The following is a 20,390-nucleotide window of genomic DNA, read 5'->3' on the forward strand; positions in this document are numbered from 1 at the left end:
CGGAGACGACCGACGGTCAGGAATCACCCTTGGCGGCGAGGAACTGTTCGAGCAATGCGACGAGGTCGGCCTCTACAACAGCCTTGTCCAGGCCGAGGTCACTGAGCACGCCCGAGCCGTTCTCGTGCTCGAGCAGCGCGAGCAGGATGTGCTCGGTGCCGATGTAGTTGTGACCGAGCCGCAGAGCCTCGCGAAACGTCAGCTCCAGCACCTTCTTGGTCTCCCCGTCGAAGGGGATGAGCGCGGGCACCTCGTCCGCGGCGCCAGGCAGCCCTGCGGTGGCCGCCTCGCGAACAGCGTCGAGTTCGACACCGCGGGCCTCGATCGCCTTGGCCGCGAGACCTTCGGACTGGCCGATGAGGGCGAGGATCAGATGCCCGAGGGTGATCTGGTCGTTGCCCGCCGCCCGCGCCGAGTCCTGCGCATCGACGACGACCTGCCGCGCACGCGGGGTGAACTTGGCGAAACCGGCCTGCGGGTCCATGGCGGCGGCGTCGCCGGGCTGCTTGGGGACGAACCGCTTCTGCGCGGCCTGCTTGCTGACGCCCATGCTGGCGCCGATCTCGGTCCAGGAGGCGCCGGAGCGGCGTGCCTGGTCGACGAAGTGGCCGATGAGGTGGTCGGCGACCTCGCCCATGTGATCGCCGACGACGACGGCGTCGGTGAGTTGTTCGAGGACGTTGTCGGGGCGGGCCTTCTTGATGCCGTCGATCAGATCGTCGAGGCGGATGTTCGGTGTGCTCATGCGTCAACTCTAAGTTGACGATATCGGCCTCGTCAACCCCTAGTTGACGATCCGTTGATGGCAGACTGGCGGTGTGGGGAGAGTTTCGGGGTGGATCCTGCGGGTCGCGGGAATAGTGGTGACCGCGTGTTGCCTGATCGCGGCGGGACGCTTCCTGCTGCCACAGCCAGGAGCCGGGGAAATACCGGGCTCCACGGAACGGCAATTGTCGTTTCTGCGCGCGGCCCTGGACGACGGCGCCGATACGGCAGCGCAGCAACAGTTTCCGGAGGGGCATCTGTTCTCCAACGCGCTCTACGGACTGGCCTGGGTGCAGGCTGCGCACGCGGAGCCCGGACTGCGTTCGCAGGCCGTGCGCGAATCGCGGTGGGCACTGGCGCGACTGGAGTCCGAGGAGGGGCGGGCCGTGTTCAGTCCGCAATTGCGGCCCGCCTACGGGATCTTCTGGGCGGGGTGGACGAACTGGTTACGCGGAGCGATCCTGTCGCTCGACTCGTCCGACTCCGCTCAGGTTCAACGATTTTCCGAGCACAGCCAGGAGATCGCGCAGGCGTTCGCGGCATCCGACACTCCGTTTCTGCAGGCGTATCGAGGGCAGGCGTGGCCGGTGGACTCCACGGTCGCGATCGCCTCACTTCGGCTGCACGACAAGCTGTTCGGTGCGCGCCATTCGGCGGTGATCGAGCGGTGGCTGGATCAGGCCTGATCACGCCTCGACCCATCCACAGGCCTGCTCCCCCACCAGGTTTCCGCTGGGGACGGCTCGATGAGCACGGGCTCGAGGGCGACCTCCCAGTCGGTGATTCATCGGTTCCTGCCGGAGATCGATCCGGAATTCGCGCGAGCACAGTACTCGGTGTTCCGCAACCGATTCCTCTCGCACCCTGGCGGTTTCGGGCCCGCGATACGCGAATATCCACACGGCGTGGACGGCAGCGGCGATGTGGACTCGGGGCCCTTGATCGCGGGCATCAGCCTGTCGGCCACGGTGGTTGCCCAGGGCGCCGCCCGCGTCAACGGGGACGACGCCCTGGCCCGAGCCCTCGCCGCCGAAGGCGAACTACTCGGCCTGCCGATCGACCTGCCCAGGTCGAAACGTTACGCGTTCGGCCTGGTCCCGATCGGCGACGCCTTCGTCGCCTGGTCGTCCACCGCCCGACCCCTCGTCACCGAACCACCCTCCGCCACTTACGAATTGCGCTGGTGGTGGCGCCTGCCGTGGCTCGCGCTACTGACCCTGATCGCCCTCGCCCCGTGGGCCTGGCGGATCACCGCCGTGGCGCGAAGTGCCGTGCGCGCCGACTCTCGAGCCGGCAGGACCTCAGCGTCGAGCATCTGACATGGCGATGGTTGCGGCTGTCAGCGCAGGCCGACCGCCATTCCGGCACCGCGCACGATCAGTTCCTTCACCACCGCACCGGTGCGGCCCCGGATCACGCGCGCTCCGGGAGTGTCGTCGGCATTGAGCACCTGGATGACGGCATCGCGGCGGCCGAGACTGAGGCATTGGAGCTGGTAGCGGAAGTTCATCGGCTCCGGCTCGACACCCTTGGCACGGGCGACAATTGCCCGGGCCACGTAACCACCTGCGGGAATAGCCGTGGCACAAGCCATTCGGAGCGGACGATCGCCCGGCCCTGCGATCAGCGCCGCATCGCCGGCGGCGTAGATGTCGGGATGGGAGATCGAGCGCAGGGTCGCGTCGGTGTGGATGCGGCCGTGTTCGTCGACCGCGAGACCGGCGCTCCGGGCCAGATCGGGAACGGTGAAACCCGCTGTCCAGACCACTGATTCGGCTTCGATGACGGTGTCGTCGGCGAGCCGCACACCCGTCGGCAGCACCTCGACGACCTTCGCCGACGACCGGATCTCCACCCCGAGCCGGGTGAGCGTGGCGCGGATGCTCTCGACGGCACGCGCCGACAGCCAGGCGCCCGGCTCATCGGCGCCGACGAGCGTCACCGCCGAATACCGTTGCGATTCGGCGAGTTCCGCCGCCAGTTCGATGCCCGTCGACCCGGAGCCGACCACAACGACCCGTCCCTCGGGCAGGGCACGCACATCCTCGGGCGTCGCGACAGAGCGCGCGTATTCGGCCACGCCCGGCGCACCCGACCGATCGGCCGCGCTACCGAGCGCGTAGACCAACGTGTCGTAGGCGAGTGACCATTCACCGATGTCCGAGGCCTGCCGACGACCAGCGCCTTCGGGTGTGCCGTCGCCCGACCACTGATCGGACTGGCCGGCCTGCCCCACCGAGGTGCCGCCGTCGAGCAGTCGCCCCGGTGAGCCGGCAAGCTCCTCGAGGTGAACCTGCTTGGTCACCGGGTCGAGACCCGAGATTCTCGCCTGAACGAACTCCGCCCCCTTGCGCTCCAACAACTTCCGCAGCTCCCAGCGCTTGATTCGCTGCCCCGCCGCCTCCTGGTGCAACCGCACACGCTCGACGAACTCGGCGCGGGAATCGACCACGGTGATCCTCGTGTCACGCGATGTGCGGGCCAAACGGCGGGCCGCCGCGAGACCCGCGTACCCCGCGCCGAGAACGACGATCCGATGCTGACCGGTCATGGTGTGGCTCCTCTCGATGTGCCGACACCCTCCAGACCGGACAGCCCCCGCTTTCCTGACAGGGCGCGCCAGTGATCCGGCTCACGCCTCGAATCGGTGCAGTTTGTCCGGGTTCACCACGATGAGCACCTCGTCGACCAGCCCGGCGTCGTCGACCTCGAAGAACATGACCGAACTGGCCCGCACGCCGTCGGCCCGCACGATCAACGCCAGCTCGCCGTTCACCTCCTCGAAGGCGAAAGTCGTTGCCGGGGTGAGGAACTTGGTGAGCCCGACGAGGTAACGCGACACCTGGTCGGCACCCGTCACCGGGCGGCGGGCGGCGGTCACCTTGCCGCCGCCGTCGGCCATGCTCACCACGTCGGCGGCGAGCATGGCGCGCAGACCGGCGACATCACCGGTGGCGGCGGCCGACATGAATCGCTCGAACAGGGCACGCACCTGCTCGTTCGGCGCCGGGTAGCGCCGCTTCCCGCCGCGCACCCGGGTGGTGGCCCGGTGCAGGATCTGCTGCGAGTTGGCCTCGGTGAGGTCGAGCATCGCCGCGATCTCGGCGTGCGGGTAGCCGAACGCCTCGCGCAGCACGAACACCGCACGCTCTACCGGGTTGAGCCGTTCCATCGCGGTGAGCAGCGCCAGCGATACCGATTCGCGTTCCTCGACGGTTTCCAGCGGACCGAATTCCCCCGAAGGCACCGGCTCGGGCAACCACGGGCCGACGTAGGTTTCGCGCCGGGCACGTGCCGAGGCCAGCTCGGTGCGGCACAGGTTCACGGTGACGGTGGTGAGCCACGCCTCAGGATTGTCGATCGCGGATCGGTCGGCGGCGGCCCAGCGCAGGTAGGCCTCCTGCACGACGTCCTCGGCCTCACTCGCAGCACCGAACATCCGGTAGGCCAGCGCGAACAACCTCGGCCGATGCCGCGAGAACTCCGTGATCCCGTCCGATTCCACCCGCGCTCCCTTGCCGTAGTGGCGCTACGGTACCGCCCGCCCAGCCCGGCGATCAGCAGGATGTGGGCGGCGTCTCGCCGGGAAGCTAGTCCTCGCGTGGACGACGTAACCGCAACCGCGCCGACCCGCGAATCGCCGGACGACGGATCTGCGGCATCCGCCGCTGCGCGCGCCGCTGGGCGCGCCGCTCGGCGGGTTTGTGCTGCCAGGTCTCCGGTCGCGCCGCCACCCAGCGCGCCGAGCGCCAGGCGAACGGGATGTGACCGAGGTACAGCGCGACGAGGATCAGCAGCAGCACGATCGGGTAGGTCACCAGCAGCGCGGCCGCGACGGCGACGAGCACCAGCAGACCGGCGGCGGCCTGCGGTGCCACCGACACCGACTTCATGGCGAGCGTCGGGATGGTGCTCACACACAGCAGCGCGGCGAAGGTCGTCCACACGGCGACGAAGGTGAAGCTGTCCCACCAGCCGTCGCCGAACTGCACCTTCAGCGCGATCGGGACCAGCGCGATCAGGGCACCCGCGGGCGCGGGCACACCGGTGAAGTACTCACGCGCCCAGTTCGGGCGGGAATCGTCGTCGAGCAGGGTGTTGAACCTGGCCAGGCGAAGCACCAGGCTCACCGCGTACATCAGGGCGATGATCCAGCCCGCGCTGTACCCGTCGAGGAGCGTGACGTAGAGGACGAGCGCGGGCGCGACGCCGAAGGAGATGGCGTCGGAGAGCGAGTCGAGTTCGGCGCCCATCTTGGAGGTGGCGTCGAGCATGCGCGCCAAGCGGCCGTCGAGGGTGTCGAGCACGGCGGCGGCACCGACCATGGCCAGCGCGATGCCGAGTTCACCGTCGAGCCCGAACTTCACCGCCGACAACCCCGAGCACAGCGCGAGGATGGTGACGATGCTCGGCAGCAACCGGACCGAACGCGGCCGACGGCGGCGAGCCGAATGCGCCTGTTCGATCATCCCAGCACAGCCAGCACGGTTTCGGCTCCGATCGTGCGCTGACCGGGGGTCACCAGCAGTTCGGTGCCCGCCGGGAAGTAGGTGTCCACGCGGGAACCGAAACGGATGAGTCCGTAGGTGTCACCGATGGTGAGCTGATCGCCGACCCGGGCGTCGCAGACGATGCGGCGCGCGAGCAGGCCGGCGATCTGTACGACGACGACCTGCTTGCCCTCGGCCGTCTCGATGAGCATGCTGTTGCGCTCGTTGGCGTCGGAGGCCTCGGCCAGGTCGGCGGAGAGGAATTTGCCCGGCTGGTGCAGCACCTCGCGCACCGTGCCGGACACGGGCACGCGCTGCACGTGCACGTCGAGCACGGACAGGAAGATGCTCACCCGCGGCAACGGCTGCTCACCCAGGCCGAGCTCGGCGGGTGGCACGGCCGTGTCGACGAGGGCGATCTCGCCGTCGGCGGGTGCGACGACGATGCCCGCGCGGTTGGGCGGCACCCGGTGCGGGTGCCGGAAGAAGGCCGCGCAGGCCGCCGCGGCGGCTAAACCGGCCCGCCGAACCCACTTGTTGCGTCCGCCGACGACCGCCACCGCCAGCGGCGCCGCCACGAACGGCAGGCCTGCGGGGTGCAGCGGAGGTACAGCGGCCCGGACCAGGTCGACGACATGGCCGACGCCGGTGGTCTCGGGCGTGCCGGGCGGGGTGGGGCGGCGTGCCACGGGCTCCCTCTTTCGTGTGATGACAACAGCGATCACACCTTACGGGAAGCCCGTCGCCCGCAGTGGCCGTCAGTGCACTGATCTGCGCCCGGTGAAGAGTCCGACCAGGAACAACAGCAGGCAGGCACCGGCCAGACAGGTGATGAAGCTGAAGATCCAGCCCGCGCCCTCGACGTCGACGCCGAACAGCTTCAGGATGAAGCCGCCGAGCAGACCGCCGACGATACCGACGACGATGTTGAGCAGGATGCCCTGCTGGGCGTCGGTCTTCATGAACTTGCTGGCTATCCATCCGGCGAGTCCGCCGATGATGATCCAACCAATGATCCCGAGTCCGAGCATTGTGTACCTCGTTCCCTCGAAGGGTCGGCTAGCTATCGCCTCGTCTCACAGTTATACCCCTCGCCTCTTGTGACAATCGACACTCTTCGGACAGATTTTCGCGCTAATATGAGGACGCCTCATGTCTACGCGTTCACATGTTGTCCACGTAGGGGTCACGGGCGATGAGGGACAGATTTCGATGCTTCAGGTACACCCAGCGGTGCAACCCGCAGGTTGCCAGGTACAGAGGAGATACGCATGGCTGCTCGAATCGCCCAGACGACTGGCGCGGAGCACACCGCGATCCTCGGGCTGGGCGTGTACCGCCCCGCCCGGGTGGTCACCAACGACGAGGTCGCGGGCCCGATCAACTCGAGCGACGAGTGGATCCAGACCCGATCCGGCATCAAGACCCGCCGCTTCGCCTCGGACTCCGAGACCGTGCAATCCATGAGCGTCGCCGCCGCGCGTGACGCGATGGCCGCCGCGGGTGTCGCGGCCGATCAGGTCGACTGCGTCATCGTCGCGACGTCCACCCACCTGCTGCTCACCCCGGCCATCGGGCCGCGCATCGCCACCGACCTGGACATGACCGGCGCCGCCGCCTTCGACATCTCCGCGGGCTGTGCCGGTTTCTGTCACGCCGTCGGCATGGCCTCGGACCTCGTGCGCGCGGGCACCTCGCAGCACGTGCTGGTGATCGGCGTCGAAAAGCTCACCGACACCATCGATTTCACCGACCGTTCCACCGCCTTCCTGTTCGCCGACGGCGCCGGCGCGGTGATCGTCGGGCCCGCGCCGGAGCAGGGCATCGGCCCGACGGTGTGGGGTTCGGACGGCACCCAGCACCACGCCATCCGCCAGAGCAAGGACTGGATGGAGTTCTTCGCCGAGATCGAGGAGAAGGGCGTCGAGGCGGTGCGGCCCTACCTCACGATGGAGGGCACGGCGGTGTTCCGCTGGGCGGCGCACTCGCTGGAGAAGGTGTGCCGGGAGGCGATCGATCGCGCGGGCCTGACCACCGACGAACTCGACGCGATGATCCCGCACCAGGCCAACGGCCGCATCATCGAGATCATGGCCCGGGTGCTGAAGTTGCCGGAGAGCTGCGCGCTGGCCAACGACATCGAGGAGGCGGGCAACACCTCGGCAGCCTCGATCCCGCTGGCCATGGAGGCGCTGCTGCGCAAGGGCGAATCGAAGCCGGGCGACACGGCCCTGCTCATCGCCTTCGGCGCCGGGTTGTCCTATGCCGCACAGGTGATCACCATGCCCGCCTGGAAGTCCTGACTCGGCAAATCGCACCACGACGGCGGTGACCTGCACCGAAGCAGGTCACCGACCGGCCCTTCGGCCGTGTCCACCCCGTCCCGCTTGCACCAACTCGGACATGCTGGCAAACTCTTCGCTAATCGAAGTAGCTGATCGAAGAGGCTCAGCCGCCCGGCATACCCGTCGTCGACCCCGAGGTGATCGGCCGTGAAACTGCGCTCACTCCTGCCACGCAGGCACATCAACGAGGTTCCGCTGCTCCCCACCATCGAGCCGGACGACAGCTTCGCCCTGCGCAGCGCCTTCACCCGCCGCAAACGCGACGAACGCCTCGAACGCCTGCTCACCCCGAGCGAACTCGACTTGGTCCTCCAGCGCCAGCTCTGATTCCACGCACGGGGGATACTTGCGGGGTGAGCAATCCCGCCATGACCAAACCGGCCATTCTGAGCGTCGACGACGATCCCGGCGTTTCGCGGGCGGTGGTGCGTGACCTGCGCCGCCGCTTCGGCGCCGACTACCGCATTCTGCGCGCCGAATCGGGTCCGCAGGCCCTCGAGGCCCTGCGTGAGATGAAGCTGCGCGGTCAGCCGGTGGCCGTGCTGATCGCCGACTACCGCATGCCGGGTATGGACGGCATCGAATTCCTCGAGCAGGCGATGGACCTGCATCCCTACGCACGCCGCGTATTGCTCACCGCCTACGCCGACACCGATGCGGCGATCAACGCGATCAATGTCGTCGACCTCGACCACTATCTGCTCAAGCCGTGGGATCCGCCGGAGGAGAAGCTGTATCCGGTGATCGACGGGCTCCTCGACGCCTGGCGCAGCGCCGAACAGCGACCCGTCTACGAAACCAAGGTGGTCGGTGACCGCTGGTCGCCGCGATCCTCACAGGTGCGAGAGTTCCTGGCGCGCAACCAGTTGCCGTATCGCTGGTACCCGCGCGACGAACCCGAGGGCGCCCGGCTGCTCGAGGCGGCGGGTGCCGATCCGCAGTCCTGTCCGGTGGTCATCACCCAGGCGGGCGAGGCACTGATCCAGCCGACCGACAGCGAACTCGCCGAAAGCTGCGGTCTCACCGTGCAGGCCAGCGACGAGTTCTACGACCTGATCGTCGTCGGCGGTGGTCCGGCAGGGCTCGGCGCCGCCGTCTACGGAGCCTCCGAGGGTTTGCGCACCGTGCTGGTGGAGCGCACCGCGACCGGCGGGCAGGCCGGGCAGAGCTCACGCATCGAGAACTATCTCGGCTTCCCCGACGGGCTTTCGGGCGCACAACTGGCCGACCGGGCACGCAGGCAGGCCGCGAAGTTCGGTGCCGAGATCGTCACCACCCGCGAGGTCGTGGGCCTGGAGGTGAACGGCTCGGCGCGCACCGTGCGCTTCGCCGATGGCGGATCACTGTGCGCGCACACGGTTCTCATCGCCACCGGCGTGGACTATCGACGTCATCCGGCGCCGGGTGTCGACGAATTCACCGGGCGCGGCGTGTATTACGGCTCGGCGATGACCGAGGCCACCGAATGCGCCGAGCAGGAGGTGTACATCGTCGGCGGCGCGAACTCCGCCGGGCAGGCCGCGGTGTTCCTGTCACGGCATGCGCGTGGGGTGCACCTGGTGGTGCGTGGTGACTCGCTGGAGAAGTCGATGTCGCACTACCTGATTCAGCAGATCGCGCAGATCCCGAACATCACCGTGCACACCGAAACCGAGGTGACCGGCGCCGACGGCGACCAGCACCTGGAACGGATCGTCCTGCGCGACAACCGCAACGGCACCGAGGACAAGGTCGACGCGCAACGGTTGTTCCTGTTCATCGGCGCCGCACCGCAGACCGGCTGGCTCGACGGTGTCGTCGCCCGCGACGACGCCGGCTACGTGCTGGCGGGCCCCGACCTGCTCGTCGACGGCGCGCGCCCGGCAGGCTGGGAGCTGCCGCGCCCACCGCACCACCTCGAAACCAGCGTGCCCGGGGTGTTCGTGGCCGGTGACGTGCACGCGGAGTCGGCCAAGCGGGTCGCCTCGGCGGTCGGCGAAGGCGCCATGGCCGTGATGTTCGTGCACCGGTACCTGTCGTAGGAGGCGTGATGTCGGTCTGTGATCCCGAAGAACTGCGAACCCTGTTCCTGTTCGAAAAGCTCGACGACGCACAGCTTTCCGAGCTGTGTGCGGCCGGTCGCATCGAATACGTCGATCCGGGGCCGGTGTTCCTCGAGGGCCAACCAGCGACCTGCTTCTACGTGCTCATCGACGGCGAGGTGAAGCTGACCAAGCTCTCGGGCGGGGTGGAGGTGGAAACCAACCGGACCGACCAGCGCGGTGTGTACGCCGGCGCGTGGACGGCGTACCTGGGCGACAAGGCCGAGCCGAACTACAACGGGTCGATGTATGTGCTGCGCCGCTCCCGGTTCCTGGTACTCGACGCGGCCGACTTCTCCCGGATGATGCACGCGTGGTTCCCGATGGCGGTGCACCTGCTCGAGGGCGCGTTCTTCGGTGGGCGGCGATCGAACCAGCGCATCGCCGAGCGTGAGCGGCTCGTCGCACTCGGTTCGCTGTCGGCGGGCCTCACCCACGAGCTCAACAATCCCGCCGCCGCTGCCGTGCGCGCCACCGCCGGGTTGCGTGAGCGGGTAGCCGGGATGCGGCACAAGCTCAAGATGATGGCCGAGGGCAAGTTCCCCACCGAGGCTCTCGTGCACCTGGTGGAGCTGCAGGAACAGGCCGCCGAGCAGGTGGCCAAGGCGCCGGATCTGTCGCCGCTCGAGGCGGCCGACCGCGAGGATGCCCTCGCCGACTGGTTCACCGACGAGGGCATCGCCGACGGCTGGAACCTGGCGCCCACCTTCGTGCAGGCCGGTCTCGACGTCGACTGGCTCGAAGGGGTGAAGGCGACCCTGCAGGCCTGCCATGCCGACGTGTTCGAGGGCGCGGTGCGCTGGCTGAACTACACCATCGAGACCGAGTTGCTGCTGAACGAGATCGTCGACTCCACCGGCCGCATCTCCACGCTCGTCGGCGCGGCCAAGCAGTACTCGCAGATGGATCGGGCGCCGTACCAGGTCGTCGACCTGCACGAACTGCTCGATTCCACCCTGGTGATGCTCAACCGCAAGCTCGGTGACGGTGTGCGGGTGGTCAAGGACTACGACCGCGCCCTGCCGCCGGTGCCGTGCTTCGCCGCCGAACTCAATCAGGTGTGGACGAATCTGATCGACAACGCGGTCTACGCGATGGGCGGCGAGGGCACCCTCACGGTGCGCACCTATCGTGAGAACGGTTGTGTGGCAGTCGAAATCGGCGATACGGGTCCCGGGATTTCCGAGGAGTCGCGCAACCGCATCTTCGAACCGTTCTTCACGACCAAACCGGTCGGTGAGGGCACCGGTCTCGGCCTGGACATCTCGTTCCGCATCGTGGTGAACAAACACGACGGTGATATCCGCGTCGATTCCGTTCCCGGCGACACGCGGTTCACCGTGCGCCTGCCGTTGCAACCCGCGCAGCAGGTACCCGCCGGGTCGTAGGGTGCCAAGCACGCCGAGAACCCCCGCGGCGCCAGCCGCCTGGACACGGAGGTCAGCGAATGCCAGAAGGAATCGATCCAACGGTGCCGCCCAGCGGGCCGGGGTGTGCCGAGTGCACCGAGGCCGGTGGCTGGTGGGTGCACCTGCGCCGGTGCGCGCAGTGCGGGCACATCGGCTGCTGTGACAGCTCTCCGAGCCAGCACGCCACCCGGCACTACGGCAGCACCGGTCACCCGTTCATGCAGAGTTACGAGCCCGGCGAGGACTGGTTCTGGAACTTCGCGACCAATGAGATGTACGAGGGCGGACCCGAACTCGCGGCGCCGACCAGTCATCCCACCGATCAGCCCGCTCCCGGCCCGGCGGGCCGGGTTCCCGAGAACTGGCAGTCACTGATCCACTGAGGTCAGGGCGTCATCCCGGCGGCCTCGGCCACCGTCTTGTCGGCATTGCCCGGTGCCAGGCACACCAGTTTGGCGGTGCCGAGCGCCACGTTCGGGCTGCCCTCGAACGGGCCGCCGGGATTGTCGGCCAGGATCTGCTCGATGACCCGCGTCTGCGCGTCGTTGTCGAGTGACTTGAATTCCGAGCAGGTGACCTGCGAACCGCTCGCGGCCGCCTTGGACGTGGTCGTGGCCGGTGCGGTGGTGCTCGCGGGCGTGCCCTTGCGCAGGCCGGAGGCGTCGGTGGCTTCGTCGGCGGAACCGCAGCCTGCCAGGATCAGGGTGAGTGCCCCGGCAGTCGCGACGACGGAAGAGATTCGGTTCATCTGCTGGTTTCCCCGGTGGATCGCGGCGCCGGCACGTCCGGCGCGTCGGGTGCAGCGTACAGACTCCGACCTTGGGATGAGCCAATCGATCGCTGATCGTCCACAGCGCTCGGTCCGGGCAGCGGGCAGAATGGCACGGTGGCTGAACTTTCGCTGACCGCTCGTCTCAATCCCTCGGCCGCCGACGCCCGTCGCGGGGTGGTTCGTCTGCATCCGGAGACGCTCACGGCGCTCGGCCTGCGGGAATGGGACGGTATCGCGCTGATCGGCGCACGGCGCACGGCCGCGGTGGTGGCCAAGGCGCCCGCGGGCAGCCCGCCCGGCGTCGCGCTGCTCGACGACGTGACCCTGTCGAATGTCGGGCTGCGGGAGAACGCGGCGGTGACCGTCGCCCCGGTGACGGTGTTCGGCGCGAAGCAGATCTCGCTGAGCGGTTCGGCGCAGGCGATGGCGAGCATTCCCGCCGCGACGCTGCGCCAGGCCCTGCTCGGCAAGGTGGTCACCGTCGGCGACACGGTGTCGCTGCTGCCACGCGATCTCGGTCCCGATATCAGCTCCGCGGCAACCACTCAGGCGCTGGCGCGCACATTCGGGATCGCCTGGACCACCGAGCTGCTCACGGTCACCGCGATCGACCCGCGGCCGGGTCCGGTGAGTGTGCAGCCGAATTCGGCGGTCGGCTGGGGCAGCGGCGCGGCGGCAGTGCAGCATGCGCTGGAGCGCGACGGCGGCGCCATCGCCACCCCGCTCGAGGCGCCGACGGTGAGTGCCGGCAGCGTGCCGGTGCCGGTGGAGGATCTGGCGGGCGTGCAGAGCCAGGCGGCCAAGCTCGCCGAATGGCTGAGCCTGGCGCTCGACGAACCGGAACTGCTGAAAGTCCTCGGCGCACCGGCACATCTCGGCGTGCTCATCACCGGTCCGGCGGGCGTGGGCAAGGCGACCCTCGCCGAAGCGGTCGCCGCACCACGCCGGGTCGTCGTGCTCGACGGGCCGAGCGTCGGGGCGAGCGAGAGCGGCGCGCGGTTGCGTGAGGTCGCCGAGGCGGTCGCCGATATCGCCACCGACCAGGGCGGGGTGCTGATCGTCACCGATATCGACGCGCTGCTCCCGGTGGAGGCCGAACCCGTCGCCACTCTCATCCTCGACCAGTTGCGGGCCGCCGTCCGCGCGCCACGCGTCGCGCTGCTGGCCACCACCGCGCATCCGGCACAGGTGGATTCGCGTCTGCGGGCACCCGACCTGTGCGACCGCGAGCTGGCCCTGCCGCTGCCGACCGCACTCGTGCGCCGCGCGCTACTGGAACAACTGCTGCGCAAGGTGCCGTCGGGCAAGCTCGACCTCGACGTGATCGCCTCGCGCACACCGGGTTTCGTCGTCGCCGACCTGGCCGCGGTGTGCCGGGAGGCGGCGGTGCGCGCGGCCGGTCGCGCCAGCCGGGAACAGGCCGACCCCGAACTCACCCAGGACGACCTCATCGGCGCGCTCGACGTCATCCGGCCGCTGTCCCGTTCCGGCACCGAGGAATTGGCCATCGGCTCCCTGGATCTCGACGACGTGGGCGACATGGTGGAAACCAAACAGGCACTCACCGAAGCGGTGCTGTGGCCGCTGCGCCACCCCGACTCGTTCGCCCGGCTCGGCATCGAGCCGCCGCGCGGCGTGCTGCTCTACGGGCCGCCCGGTTGCGGCAAGACCTTCCTGGTCCGTGCCTTGGCCGGGACCGGACAGCTCAGCGTCCACGCGGTGAAAGGTGCTGAGCTGATGGACAAGTGGGTCGGTTCGTCGGAGCGCGCGGTGCGCGAACTGTTCCAGCGGGCCCGCGATTCGGCGCCGTCGCTGATCTTCCTCGACGAGGTCGACGCGCTCGCCCCACGCCGGGGACAGAGCAGCGATTCGGGAGTGTCGGACCGGGTGGTCGCCGCCCTGCTCACCGAACTCGACGGGGTGGAGCCGCTGCGCGATGTGGTGGTGCTAGGGGCGACGAACCGGCCCGAACTCATCGACCCGGCGCTGCTGCGCCCGGGCAGGCTGGAACGGCTGGTGTTCGTTCCGCCGCCCGATGCGGCCGCGCGGCTCGATATCCTGCGTACCGCCGGTCGCTCGGTGCCGCTGGCCGACGACGTCGACCTGGCTGCCCTCGCCGACGACCTCGACGGCTACTCCGCCGCCGACTGCGCCGCCCTGCTGCGCGAAGCCGCCCTCACGGCGCTGCGCCGCGATATGGCCGCCGCCGATGTCACCGCCGAGGACGTGGCGACCGCCCGCCGCACCGTGCGCCCCTCGCTCGACCCCGCACAGGTCGAATCGTTGCGGGAGTACGCGCGCAACCGGGGATGAACCGCCCCGGGGGCTGATTTCCCAGGTGGTGCGTGTTTCGCCGGTATCGTCGGAACCGTGCCCAGGATCGGTGATGGTCTGGATGCGGTGACAGCGTTCGCGGGTGCCGCGGTCGCGGGCATGGCGCTGTTCCTGCCGTTCACGTTCCGCACCACCGCCGCCTCGGCGCTCGATTCGCCGTACCGGGTCACCAGCCTGGTCAACAGCGTCCCCCGGGCCGCCGCCCTCGGGCTCATCGTCGCGGTGGTCGTCGCGGTGCTCGTCCGCCCGCTCACCCGGCCCGGGCTGGTGTGGCTCACCGCCACCTGCGCGACGGCGGCACTGGCCGTGAACTACTACATCGGCACCCTGATGACCTCGGCCGATGTGCTGACCACCCAGAACTACATCGACAGCATCTGCGGCGGCGCGGCCTACGGCGCGCTCGGGATCTGCTCGTTGCGGATGCGCTGGCCCGCGGTCGGTTTCGCGGTCGGAACGATCGTGGTGTTCGTGTACGGCGAGGTGGTCGCGATCTTCACCTCGAATTCGACCCAGGCCGACAAGTCCGCGCACAGCCCCACGTGGCTGGTGCTGTTCGCCCTGGTCCTGCTCGCGGTGAACACCGCACGGCACCAGCACGGCGTCATCCTCGGCGCCCCGCCCCGGCTGGCCGCCGACCTGCCGATCTCCCCGATCATCGCGACCACCCTGCTCGCACTGACCCTGCTGCTCACCACCGAATGGCTCTCGGGCGAATTCGACGGACGACGCGCCAGCACCGCACAGGTGGGTCTCGCGGTGGTCCTCACCGTCACCGCCGCCTTCGTCACCGCCCTGCTGCTGCCCGATCGTGACGGCGCCGCCGTGCTGCTCGCGGTCAGCCTGGCCGCCGTGGCCGATTCGCTCGGGGACGCGCCGAGCCTCGGCTGGAACCTGCTTGTGGTGATCGCGGTGGTCGTGATCACCGTGCTGGCCGGGCTGGCGCGGCCGTCGCCGTGGCCGGTGCTGCTCGGTGCGGCCGCGATCGCGGTCTTCTCGCTGTTCACCGACAATTTCGGCTGGACTGTCACCTGGATGATCGGCACCGGGTTGCTCGCCGCCGTCGCCGGGTACGGCTTCGCCTCGGTACGGGTGAGTTATCTGCCGAGCGCGGTACTGGCCCTCGGGGCGCTGTATCTACCGTCGATCCTGTGGGCCATCCCCACCCGCCTGCGCAACTGGCCCGCGGGCGGGGTGAACGCCGACGACCAGGTCCCCGGGTTCACGGCGCTGGCCATCACGATCGGCGCCGCGGTCGCGCTGGCGCTGTTCTACTGGATCAGGCCCGCCGAACCGGCACCCAGGTCATAGCCATACCGGTGCCGACATGGCCGACGCGACAGCCTCGGTGCCGACGCGCATCGTCTCCGCGCCCGTAGGATCGGGGCTCGCCACACGCTAGGAGACCCGGAGGCGCGGTTGCTCGCTGTCCTGCTCGCTCACGCAATGGCCGCGCTCGCGGCCCCGCTGTGCGTGCGAGCGCTGGGCCGCAACGCTTTCTACCTGCTGGCGCTGGTTCCGCTGGGCAGTCTCGGGTGGGTGATCGCGCACTGGGGCGTCACCGTCACCAGCCGGGTGCGGTGGGCGCCGCAGATCTCGATGGACATCGACCTGCGCTTCGATTCACTCGCCGCCGTGATGTGTGTGCTCGTCCTCGGCATCGGCGCGCTGATCCTGGCCTATTGCGGGCGCTATTTCGACCGTGACGAGGCGCGGCTCGGGATATTCGCGGCCGAGCTGGTCGGCTTCTCCGGTGCCATGTTCGGTCTGGTGACCAGCGACAACATGCTGTTGCTCTACGTGTTCTGGGAAATCACCACGGTGCTGTCGTTCCTGCTTGTCGGCCACTACGCCGAGCAGGCCGCGAGTCGCCGGGCCGCGATCCAGGCGCTGCTGGTCACTGCGGCGGGTGGGCTGGCGATGCTGGTCGGCATCGTCATCCTCGGCTTGCGCTACGACAGTTTCCTGCTGTCGGACGTGCTCGCCCGCGAATCCCCGCCCGGCGGGATCGCGGTGTCGGTGGCGGTGGCGCTCGTGCTCGTCGGTGCGCTGAGCAAGTCGGCGATCGTGCCACTGCACTTCTGGTTGCCGGGTGCGATGGCCGCGCCGACTCCCGTGAGCGCGTATCTGCATGCCGCCGCGATGGTGAAAGCGGGCATCTACCTGGTCGCCCGCCTGGCACCCGCCCTTTCCCAGACCCCACCGTGGCATGTGCTCGTGCTGCCCTTGGGGATCGCGTCGATGCTGCTGGCCGGATGGCGGGCCATGCAGGTGCACGACCTGAAACTGGTGCTGGCGTTCGGCACGGTGAGCCAGCTCGGACTGCTCATCACCATGATGGCCATCGGCACCCCGAATGCCGCGCTCGCCGGGCTGGCGCTGCTGGTGGCGCACGGGCTGTTCAAGGCGTGCCTGTTCATGGTGGTCGGCATCATCGATCACGGTGCGGGCACTCGCGATCTGCGCCGGTTGTCGGGCCTCGGGCGGCGCGCGCCGGTGCTGTGCGCGGTGGCGGCGACCGCGGCGATCAGCATGGCGGGGTTGCCGCCGATGCTCGGGTTCGTCGGCAAGGAATCCGCCTTGAGCGCGGTATGGGCGGCGCAGGTGTTCAGCCCGCCGGTGCGGGTGCTGCTGCTGACCGGCATCGCCGTCGGCTCGGCCCTCACCGTCGCCTACAGCGCACGGTTCCTGTGGGCCGCGTTCGGCACGAGCCCCGGCGTTACGACAACCTGGCACGCGCCGGGACCGCTGCTGGTCGGCCCGCCCGCCGTGCTCGCGGTGGCCGGGCTGGCGGGTGGGTTCGGCGCCGGGGTCGTCGACGAGTGGCTGAGCCCGTACGCGAAGACCCTGCCCGGTGTCCTCGACGGTGCGCTCGCGCTGTGGCACGGCTTCACGCCCGCCCTCGCCCTCACCGCCGTCATCGTGCTGGTCGGTTTCGCATTGTTCTTGGTACGCAACAGGATTCACGAGCCTGCCCGCCCGCGACTCGGCAATGCCGACCGGGGTTACGACGCCGCGCTGCGGGCGATGGACCGGCTTTCGCTTCGCCTCACCGGCACGGTGCAGTCCGGTTCGCTGCCCGTCAGCCAGGCCTTCATCCTCTGCACGCTCATCGTGCTGCCCGCCGTGATGCTCGCGACCGGCACCCGCACGGGCATCACCCTGCACCTGTGGGATTCACCGTTGCAGGCGGTGATCGGCGCGATCATGATCGCCATGGCCCTCGCGGCGACGGTGCTGCGCAACAGGTTGGCCAGTGTGCTCGTGGTCGGTGTCACCGGATACGGCTGCGGCGTGATCTTCGCGCTGCACGGCGCACCGGACCTCGCGCTCACCCAATTCCTGGTCGAGACACTGACTCTGGTGATCTTCGTGCTGGTATTGCGCGGATTCCCGGCCGAGATCGCCGACGGCTACGCCGCCGCGTTCAAGGTCCGTCGCGCGCTGCTCGCCATCGCGGTCGGTGTCACCGTGACGGTACTCGCCGCGTTCGCCTCCGCCGCCCGGCACAGCGAACCGATCTGGCGCACCATCCCCGACGCCGCCTACCGGGTGGGTGGCGGCAAGAACGCGGTGAACGTGCTGCTCGTCGACATCCGTGCCTGGGACACCCTCGGCGAGATCTCGGTACTCGTCGTCGCCGCCACCGGCGTGGCCTCGCTGGTGTTCCGCAGCCGCCGCTTCGGCAGCGCACCGCGTGCCGCCGACGCACCGAACTACAACCCCGACGCGGTGAGCTGGCTGCCCGCCGCCCGGCTGCTCGACCGGCGCGAACGGTCGATGGTCCTGCAGATCACCACCCGGCTGCTGTTCCCGACCATCATGGTCTTGTCGGTGTACTTCTTCTTCTCCGGCCACAACGCGCCCGGCGGCGGCTTCGCCGGCGGCCTGCTCGCCGGGCTCGCCCTCACCCTGCGCTACCTGGCGGGAGGGCGCTACGAACTCGGCGAGGCCCTGCCGGTCGACGCCGGCCACCTCCTCGGCGCGGGCCTGATCCTCGCCGCCGGGACGGCCACCACCTCGCTGCTGCTCGGGGCCCCACCGCTGTCCTCGGCGATCATCGAGATCACCGTGCCGGTGCTCGGCCACATCAAACTCGTCACCGCCATGTTCTTCGATCTCGGCGTGTACCTGGTGATCGTCGGCCTCACCCTCGACGTGCTGCGCAGCCTCGGCGCTCGCCTGGACAAGGAGATCTCATGAGTGCCAACCTCGTCCTGCTGCTCACGATCGGCGCGCTCACCGCCTGCGGGGTGTATCTGGTGCTCGAGCGGGTGGTGTCGAAGATGCTGCTGGGGATCATCCTGCTCGGCAACGCGGTGAACCTGCTGATCCTCACCGTCGGCGGCGGGCCGGACGGGAACCCACCGGTGCTGTCCGGCTCGGACACCTCACCCGACGGCATGGCCGATCCGCTGGCCCAGGCGATGGTGCTCACCGCCATCGTCATCACGATGGGCTTGGCCGCGTTCGTGCTCGCCCTCGCCTACCGCGCCTACCGGCTGACCACCACCGAAGACGTCCGCAACGACCCCGAGGACACCCAGGTCGCGGCCCGGCGCGAGAGCGAGGACCCGGCCGAATGACCCTCTCCCCGCAGTTGCTTCCCGACCTCGCCGCGCTGCCGGTGCTTGTCCCGCTGCTCGCCGCCGCGGTCACCCTGATCTTCGGGCGCCGACCGCGCGTCCAGCGGCTGGTGTCGATGGTCGCGCTGTCGGGTGTGCTCGTCATCAGCGCGCTGCTGCTGTATCTCGCCGACCGCGACGGCACGACGGCGGTGCAGGTGGGCGGCTGGCCGACCCCGATCGGGATCACCCTCGTCGTCGACCGGCTGAGCGCGGCGATGCTGCTGGTCTCGGCGTTCGTCCTGCTCCTCGTGTCGATCTACGGTGCGGGGCAGAACATCTCCGACGGCGACGAGAACCAGCCCACCTCGATCTACCGGCCCACCTACCTGGTGCTCACGGCCGGTGTGTCGATGGCATTCCTTGCCGGCGACCTGTTCAACCTGTTCGTCGGGTTCGAGCTGCTGCTCGCCGCCTCGTTCGTGCTGCTCACCGTCGGCGCCACCGAGGAACGCATCCGCACCGGCATCGCGTACGTGATGGTGTCGATGGTGTCGTCGATGATCTTCCTGATCGGCATCGGGCTCACCTACGCGGCCACCGGCACCCTGAACCTCGCGCAACTGGCCGTCCGGCTCGAGGCGACACCGCAGGGGGTGCGCACGGCCTGCTACGCCGTGCTGCTCGTGGCGTTCGGGATCAAGGCGGCGGTGTTCCCGCTGTCGAGCTGGCTGCCCGACTCCTACCCCACCGCGCCCGCGCCGGTGACCGCCGTGTTCGCGGGCCTGCTCACCAAGGTCGGTGTGTACGCGATCATCCGGACGCACACGCTGTGGTTCCCGGACGGCGCGTTCGACGACATCCTGCTGGTATGCGGACTGGCGACCATGCTCGTCGGCATTCTCGGCGCGATCGCCCAAACCGATATCCGGCGTCTGTTGTCGTTCACCCTCGTGAGCCACATCGGGTACATGGTTTTCGGTATCGGGCTGGCCGGGTCGGCCGGGCTCACCGGCGCGGTGTTCTATGTGGCCCACCACATTCTGGTGCAGACGGCACTGTTCCTCGCCGTCGGCCTGATCGAGCGCCAGGCCGGGTCGGTGTCGCTGCGCCGCCTCGGTGGGCTCGCCTCGGCGAGTCCGCTACTCGGACTGCTCTTCCTGATACCGGCACTGAATCTCGGTGGTATTCCGCCGTTCTCGGGCTTCATCGGCAAGGTGACCCTGCTCGAGGCGGGTGCGGCCGACGGCAGCGTGCTGGCCTGGGTACTGGTCGCCGGTTCGGTGATCACCAGCCTGCTCACGCTCTACGCGGTGGCCCGGGTCTGGGGCAAGGCGTTCTGGCGCCCGCGCGAAGAAGCACCCGAGGGTCATCTCAGCGCCGCGAAACCGCCTACCCTGGTGGAGGATTCGACCGATGTGCAATACGAGGACCGCACCGACCCCGGCCGCATGCCCGCGCTGATGGTGCTCGCCACCGCCGGGCTGATCACCGCGGGTCTCGCGCTCACCGTGTTCGCCGGACCCGTACTCGGTATCGCCGAACGCGCCGCGGCCGATCTGAACGACCCGTCGGTGTATATCCAATCCGTTCTCGGCGGGCAGGAGCCGCGATGACCGTGTTGCGCCG

Annotated in this window: 19 protein-coding genes; 12 read left to right on the forward strand and 7 right to left on the reverse strand. The window is 69.2% G+C overall.

Annotated elements, in window-relative coordinates:
• Positions 1-16: 16 nt before the first annotated feature.
• Positions 17-745, reverse strand: coding sequence for a Clp protease N-terminal domain-containing protein (locus ACSVDM_RS10520; protein WP_439264289.1), 729 nt, complete (start codon positions 743-745; stop codon positions 17-19).
• Positions 746-818: 73 nt separating this feature from the next.
• Here ACSVDM_RS10520 and ACSVDM_RS10525 point away from each other — a divergent pair, with 73 nt between their 5' ends.
• On the forward strand, positions 819-1,451 hold the full coding sequence (locus ACSVDM_RS10525) for a hypothetical protein (protein ID WP_439264291.1): 633 nt from the start codon (positions 819-821) through the stop codon (positions 1,449-1,451).
• A 60-nt stretch (positions 1,452-1,511) separates the two neighbouring features.
• Positions 1,512-2,084: a hypothetical protein gene (locus ACSVDM_RS10530; protein ID WP_439264292.1), complete on the forward strand. Its 573-nt coding sequence runs from the start codon at positions 1,512-1,514 to the stop codon at positions 2,082-2,084.
• A gap of 20 nt (positions 2,085-2,104) precedes the next feature.
• On the opposite strand, the gene ACSVDM_RS10535 is transcribed toward ACSVDM_RS10530, so the two are convergent.
• The 5 genes from ACSVDM_RS10535 to ACSVDM_RS10555 all read right to left on the reverse strand — a co-directional run bounded on the left by ACSVDM_RS10535 (position 2,105) and on the right by ACSVDM_RS10555 (position 6,286).
• A complete protein-coding gene (locus ACSVDM_RS10535; RefSeq protein ID WP_439264294.1) occupies positions 2,105-3,316 on the reverse strand; it encodes an NAD(P)/FAD-dependent oxidoreductase in 1,212 nt (403 codons plus the stop codon).
• A gap of 81 nt (positions 3,317-3,397) precedes the next feature.
• On the reverse strand, positions 3,398-4,270 hold the full coding sequence (locus tag ACSVDM_RS10540) for an RNA polymerase sigma-70 factor (protein WP_439264296.1): 873 nt from the start codon (positions 4,268-4,270) through the stop codon (positions 3,398-3,400).
• 85 nt (positions 4,271-4,355) lie between these two features.
• Positions 4,356-5,234 carry a CDP-alcohol phosphatidyltransferase family protein gene (locus ACSVDM_RS10545; RefSeq protein ID WP_067484621.1) on the reverse strand — a complete coding sequence of 293 codons (879 nt, stop codon included), beginning with the start codon at positions 5,232-5,234 and terminating at the stop codon, positions 4,356-4,358.
• Positions 5,231-5,944, reverse strand: coding sequence for a phosphatidylserine decarboxylase (locus ACSVDM_RS10550; protein ID WP_067484619.1), 714 nt, complete (start codon positions 5,942-5,944; stop codon positions 5,231-5,233). The genes ACSVDM_RS10545 and ACSVDM_RS10550 overlap by 4 nt, the downstream gene beginning before the upstream one ends.
• A gap of 69 nt (positions 5,945-6,013) precedes the next feature.
• The gene (locus ACSVDM_RS10555; RefSeq protein WP_067642016.1) at positions 6,014-6,286 is read right to left on the reverse strand and encodes a GlsB/YeaQ/YmgE family stress response membrane protein; all 273 of its coding nucleotides are present in this window, start codon (positions 6,284-6,286) and stop codon (positions 6,014-6,016) included.
• Between the two features lie 240 nt (positions 6,287-6,526).
• Between ACSVDM_RS10555 and ACSVDM_RS10560 the strand changes: the two genes are divergently transcribed.
• From ACSVDM_RS10560 to ACSVDM_RS10580, 5 genes are all read left to right on the forward strand, one after another.
• Complete coding sequence (locus tag ACSVDM_RS10560; RefSeq protein WP_439264299.1) at positions 6,527-7,558, forward strand: beta-ketoacyl-ACP synthase III; 1,032 nt, start codon at positions 6,527-6,529, stop codon at positions 7,556-7,558.
• Positions 7,559-7,747: 189 nt separating this feature from the next.
• A complete protein-coding gene (locus tag ACSVDM_RS10565) occupies positions 7,748-7,927 on the forward strand; it encodes a hypothetical protein (RefSeq protein WP_067642018.1) in 180 nt (59 codons plus the stop codon).
• A gap of 26 nt (positions 7,928-7,953) precedes the next feature.
• The gene (locus ACSVDM_RS10570; RefSeq protein WP_067484608.1) at positions 7,954-9,621 is read left to right on the forward strand and encodes an FAD-dependent oxidoreductase; all 1,668 of its coding nucleotides are present in this window, start codon (positions 7,954-7,956) and stop codon (positions 9,619-9,621) included.
• An 8-nt stretch (positions 9,622-9,629) separates the two neighbouring features.
• The gene (locus ACSVDM_RS10575; protein ID WP_439264301.1) at positions 9,630-11,069 is read left to right on the forward strand and encodes an ATP-binding protein; all 1,440 of its coding nucleotides are present in this window, start codon (positions 9,630-9,632) and stop codon (positions 11,067-11,069) included.
• A 59-nt stretch (positions 11,070-11,128) separates the two neighbouring features.
• The gene (locus tag ACSVDM_RS10580) at positions 11,129-11,473 is read left to right on the forward strand and encodes a UBP-type zinc finger domain-containing protein (protein ID WP_439264303.1); all 345 of its coding nucleotides are present in this window, start codon (positions 11,129-11,131) and stop codon (positions 11,471-11,473) included.
• 2 nt (positions 11,474-11,475) lie between these two features.
• Here ACSVDM_RS10580 and ACSVDM_RS10585 read toward each other — a convergent pair whose 3' ends face one another.
• Complete coding sequence (locus ACSVDM_RS10585) at positions 11,476-11,838, reverse strand: hypothetical protein (RefSeq protein WP_067484587.1); 363 nt, start codon at positions 11,836-11,838, stop codon at positions 11,476-11,478.
• A 138-nt stretch (positions 11,839-11,976) separates the two neighbouring features.
• On the opposite strand from ACSVDM_RS10585, the gene ACSVDM_RS10590 reads away from it, so the two are divergent.
• From ACSVDM_RS10590 to ACSVDM_RS10610, 5 genes are all read left to right on the forward strand, one after another.
• Positions 11,977-14,175, forward strand: coding sequence for an AAA family ATPase (locus ACSVDM_RS10590; protein WP_439264305.1), 2,199 nt, complete (start codon positions 11,977-11,979; stop codon positions 14,173-14,175).
• Positions 14,176-14,232: 57 nt separating this feature from the next.
• Positions 14,233-15,507 carry a hypothetical protein gene (locus tag ACSVDM_RS10595; protein ID WP_157105034.1) on the forward strand — a complete coding sequence of 425 codons (1,275 nt, stop codon included), beginning with the start codon at positions 14,233-14,235 and terminating at the stop codon, positions 15,505-15,507.
• 108 nt (positions 15,508-15,615) lie between these two features.
• Positions 15,616-18,399, forward strand: a complete 2,784-nt coding sequence (locus tag ACSVDM_RS10600; RefSeq protein ID WP_439264306.1) for a Na+/H+ antiporter subunit A — start codon at positions 15,616-15,618, stop codon at positions 18,397-18,399.
• Positions 18,396-18,782 carry a Na(+)/H(+) antiporter subunit C gene (locus tag ACSVDM_RS10605; protein ID WP_439264308.1) on the forward strand — a complete coding sequence of 129 codons (387 nt, stop codon included), beginning with the start codon at positions 18,396-18,398 and terminating at the stop codon, positions 18,780-18,782. Before ACSVDM_RS10600 ends, ACSVDM_RS10605 begins: the two co-directional genes overlap by 4 nt.
• Positions 18,779-20,377 carry a Na+/H+ antiporter subunit D gene (locus ACSVDM_RS10610; RefSeq protein WP_439264309.1) on the forward strand — a complete coding sequence of 533 codons (1,599 nt, stop codon included), beginning with the start codon at positions 18,779-18,781 and terminating at the stop codon, positions 20,375-20,377. The genes ACSVDM_RS10605 and ACSVDM_RS10610 overlap by 4 nt, the downstream gene beginning before the upstream one ends.
• The last annotated feature ends 13 nt before the right edge of the window (positions 20,378-20,390 follow it).

Source organism: Nocardia sp. JW2 (genome assembly GCF_051843015.1).
GTDB classification, from domain to species: Bacteria; Actinomycetota; Actinomycetes; order Mycobacteriales; family Mycobacteriaceae; genus Nocardia; species Nocardia coubleae.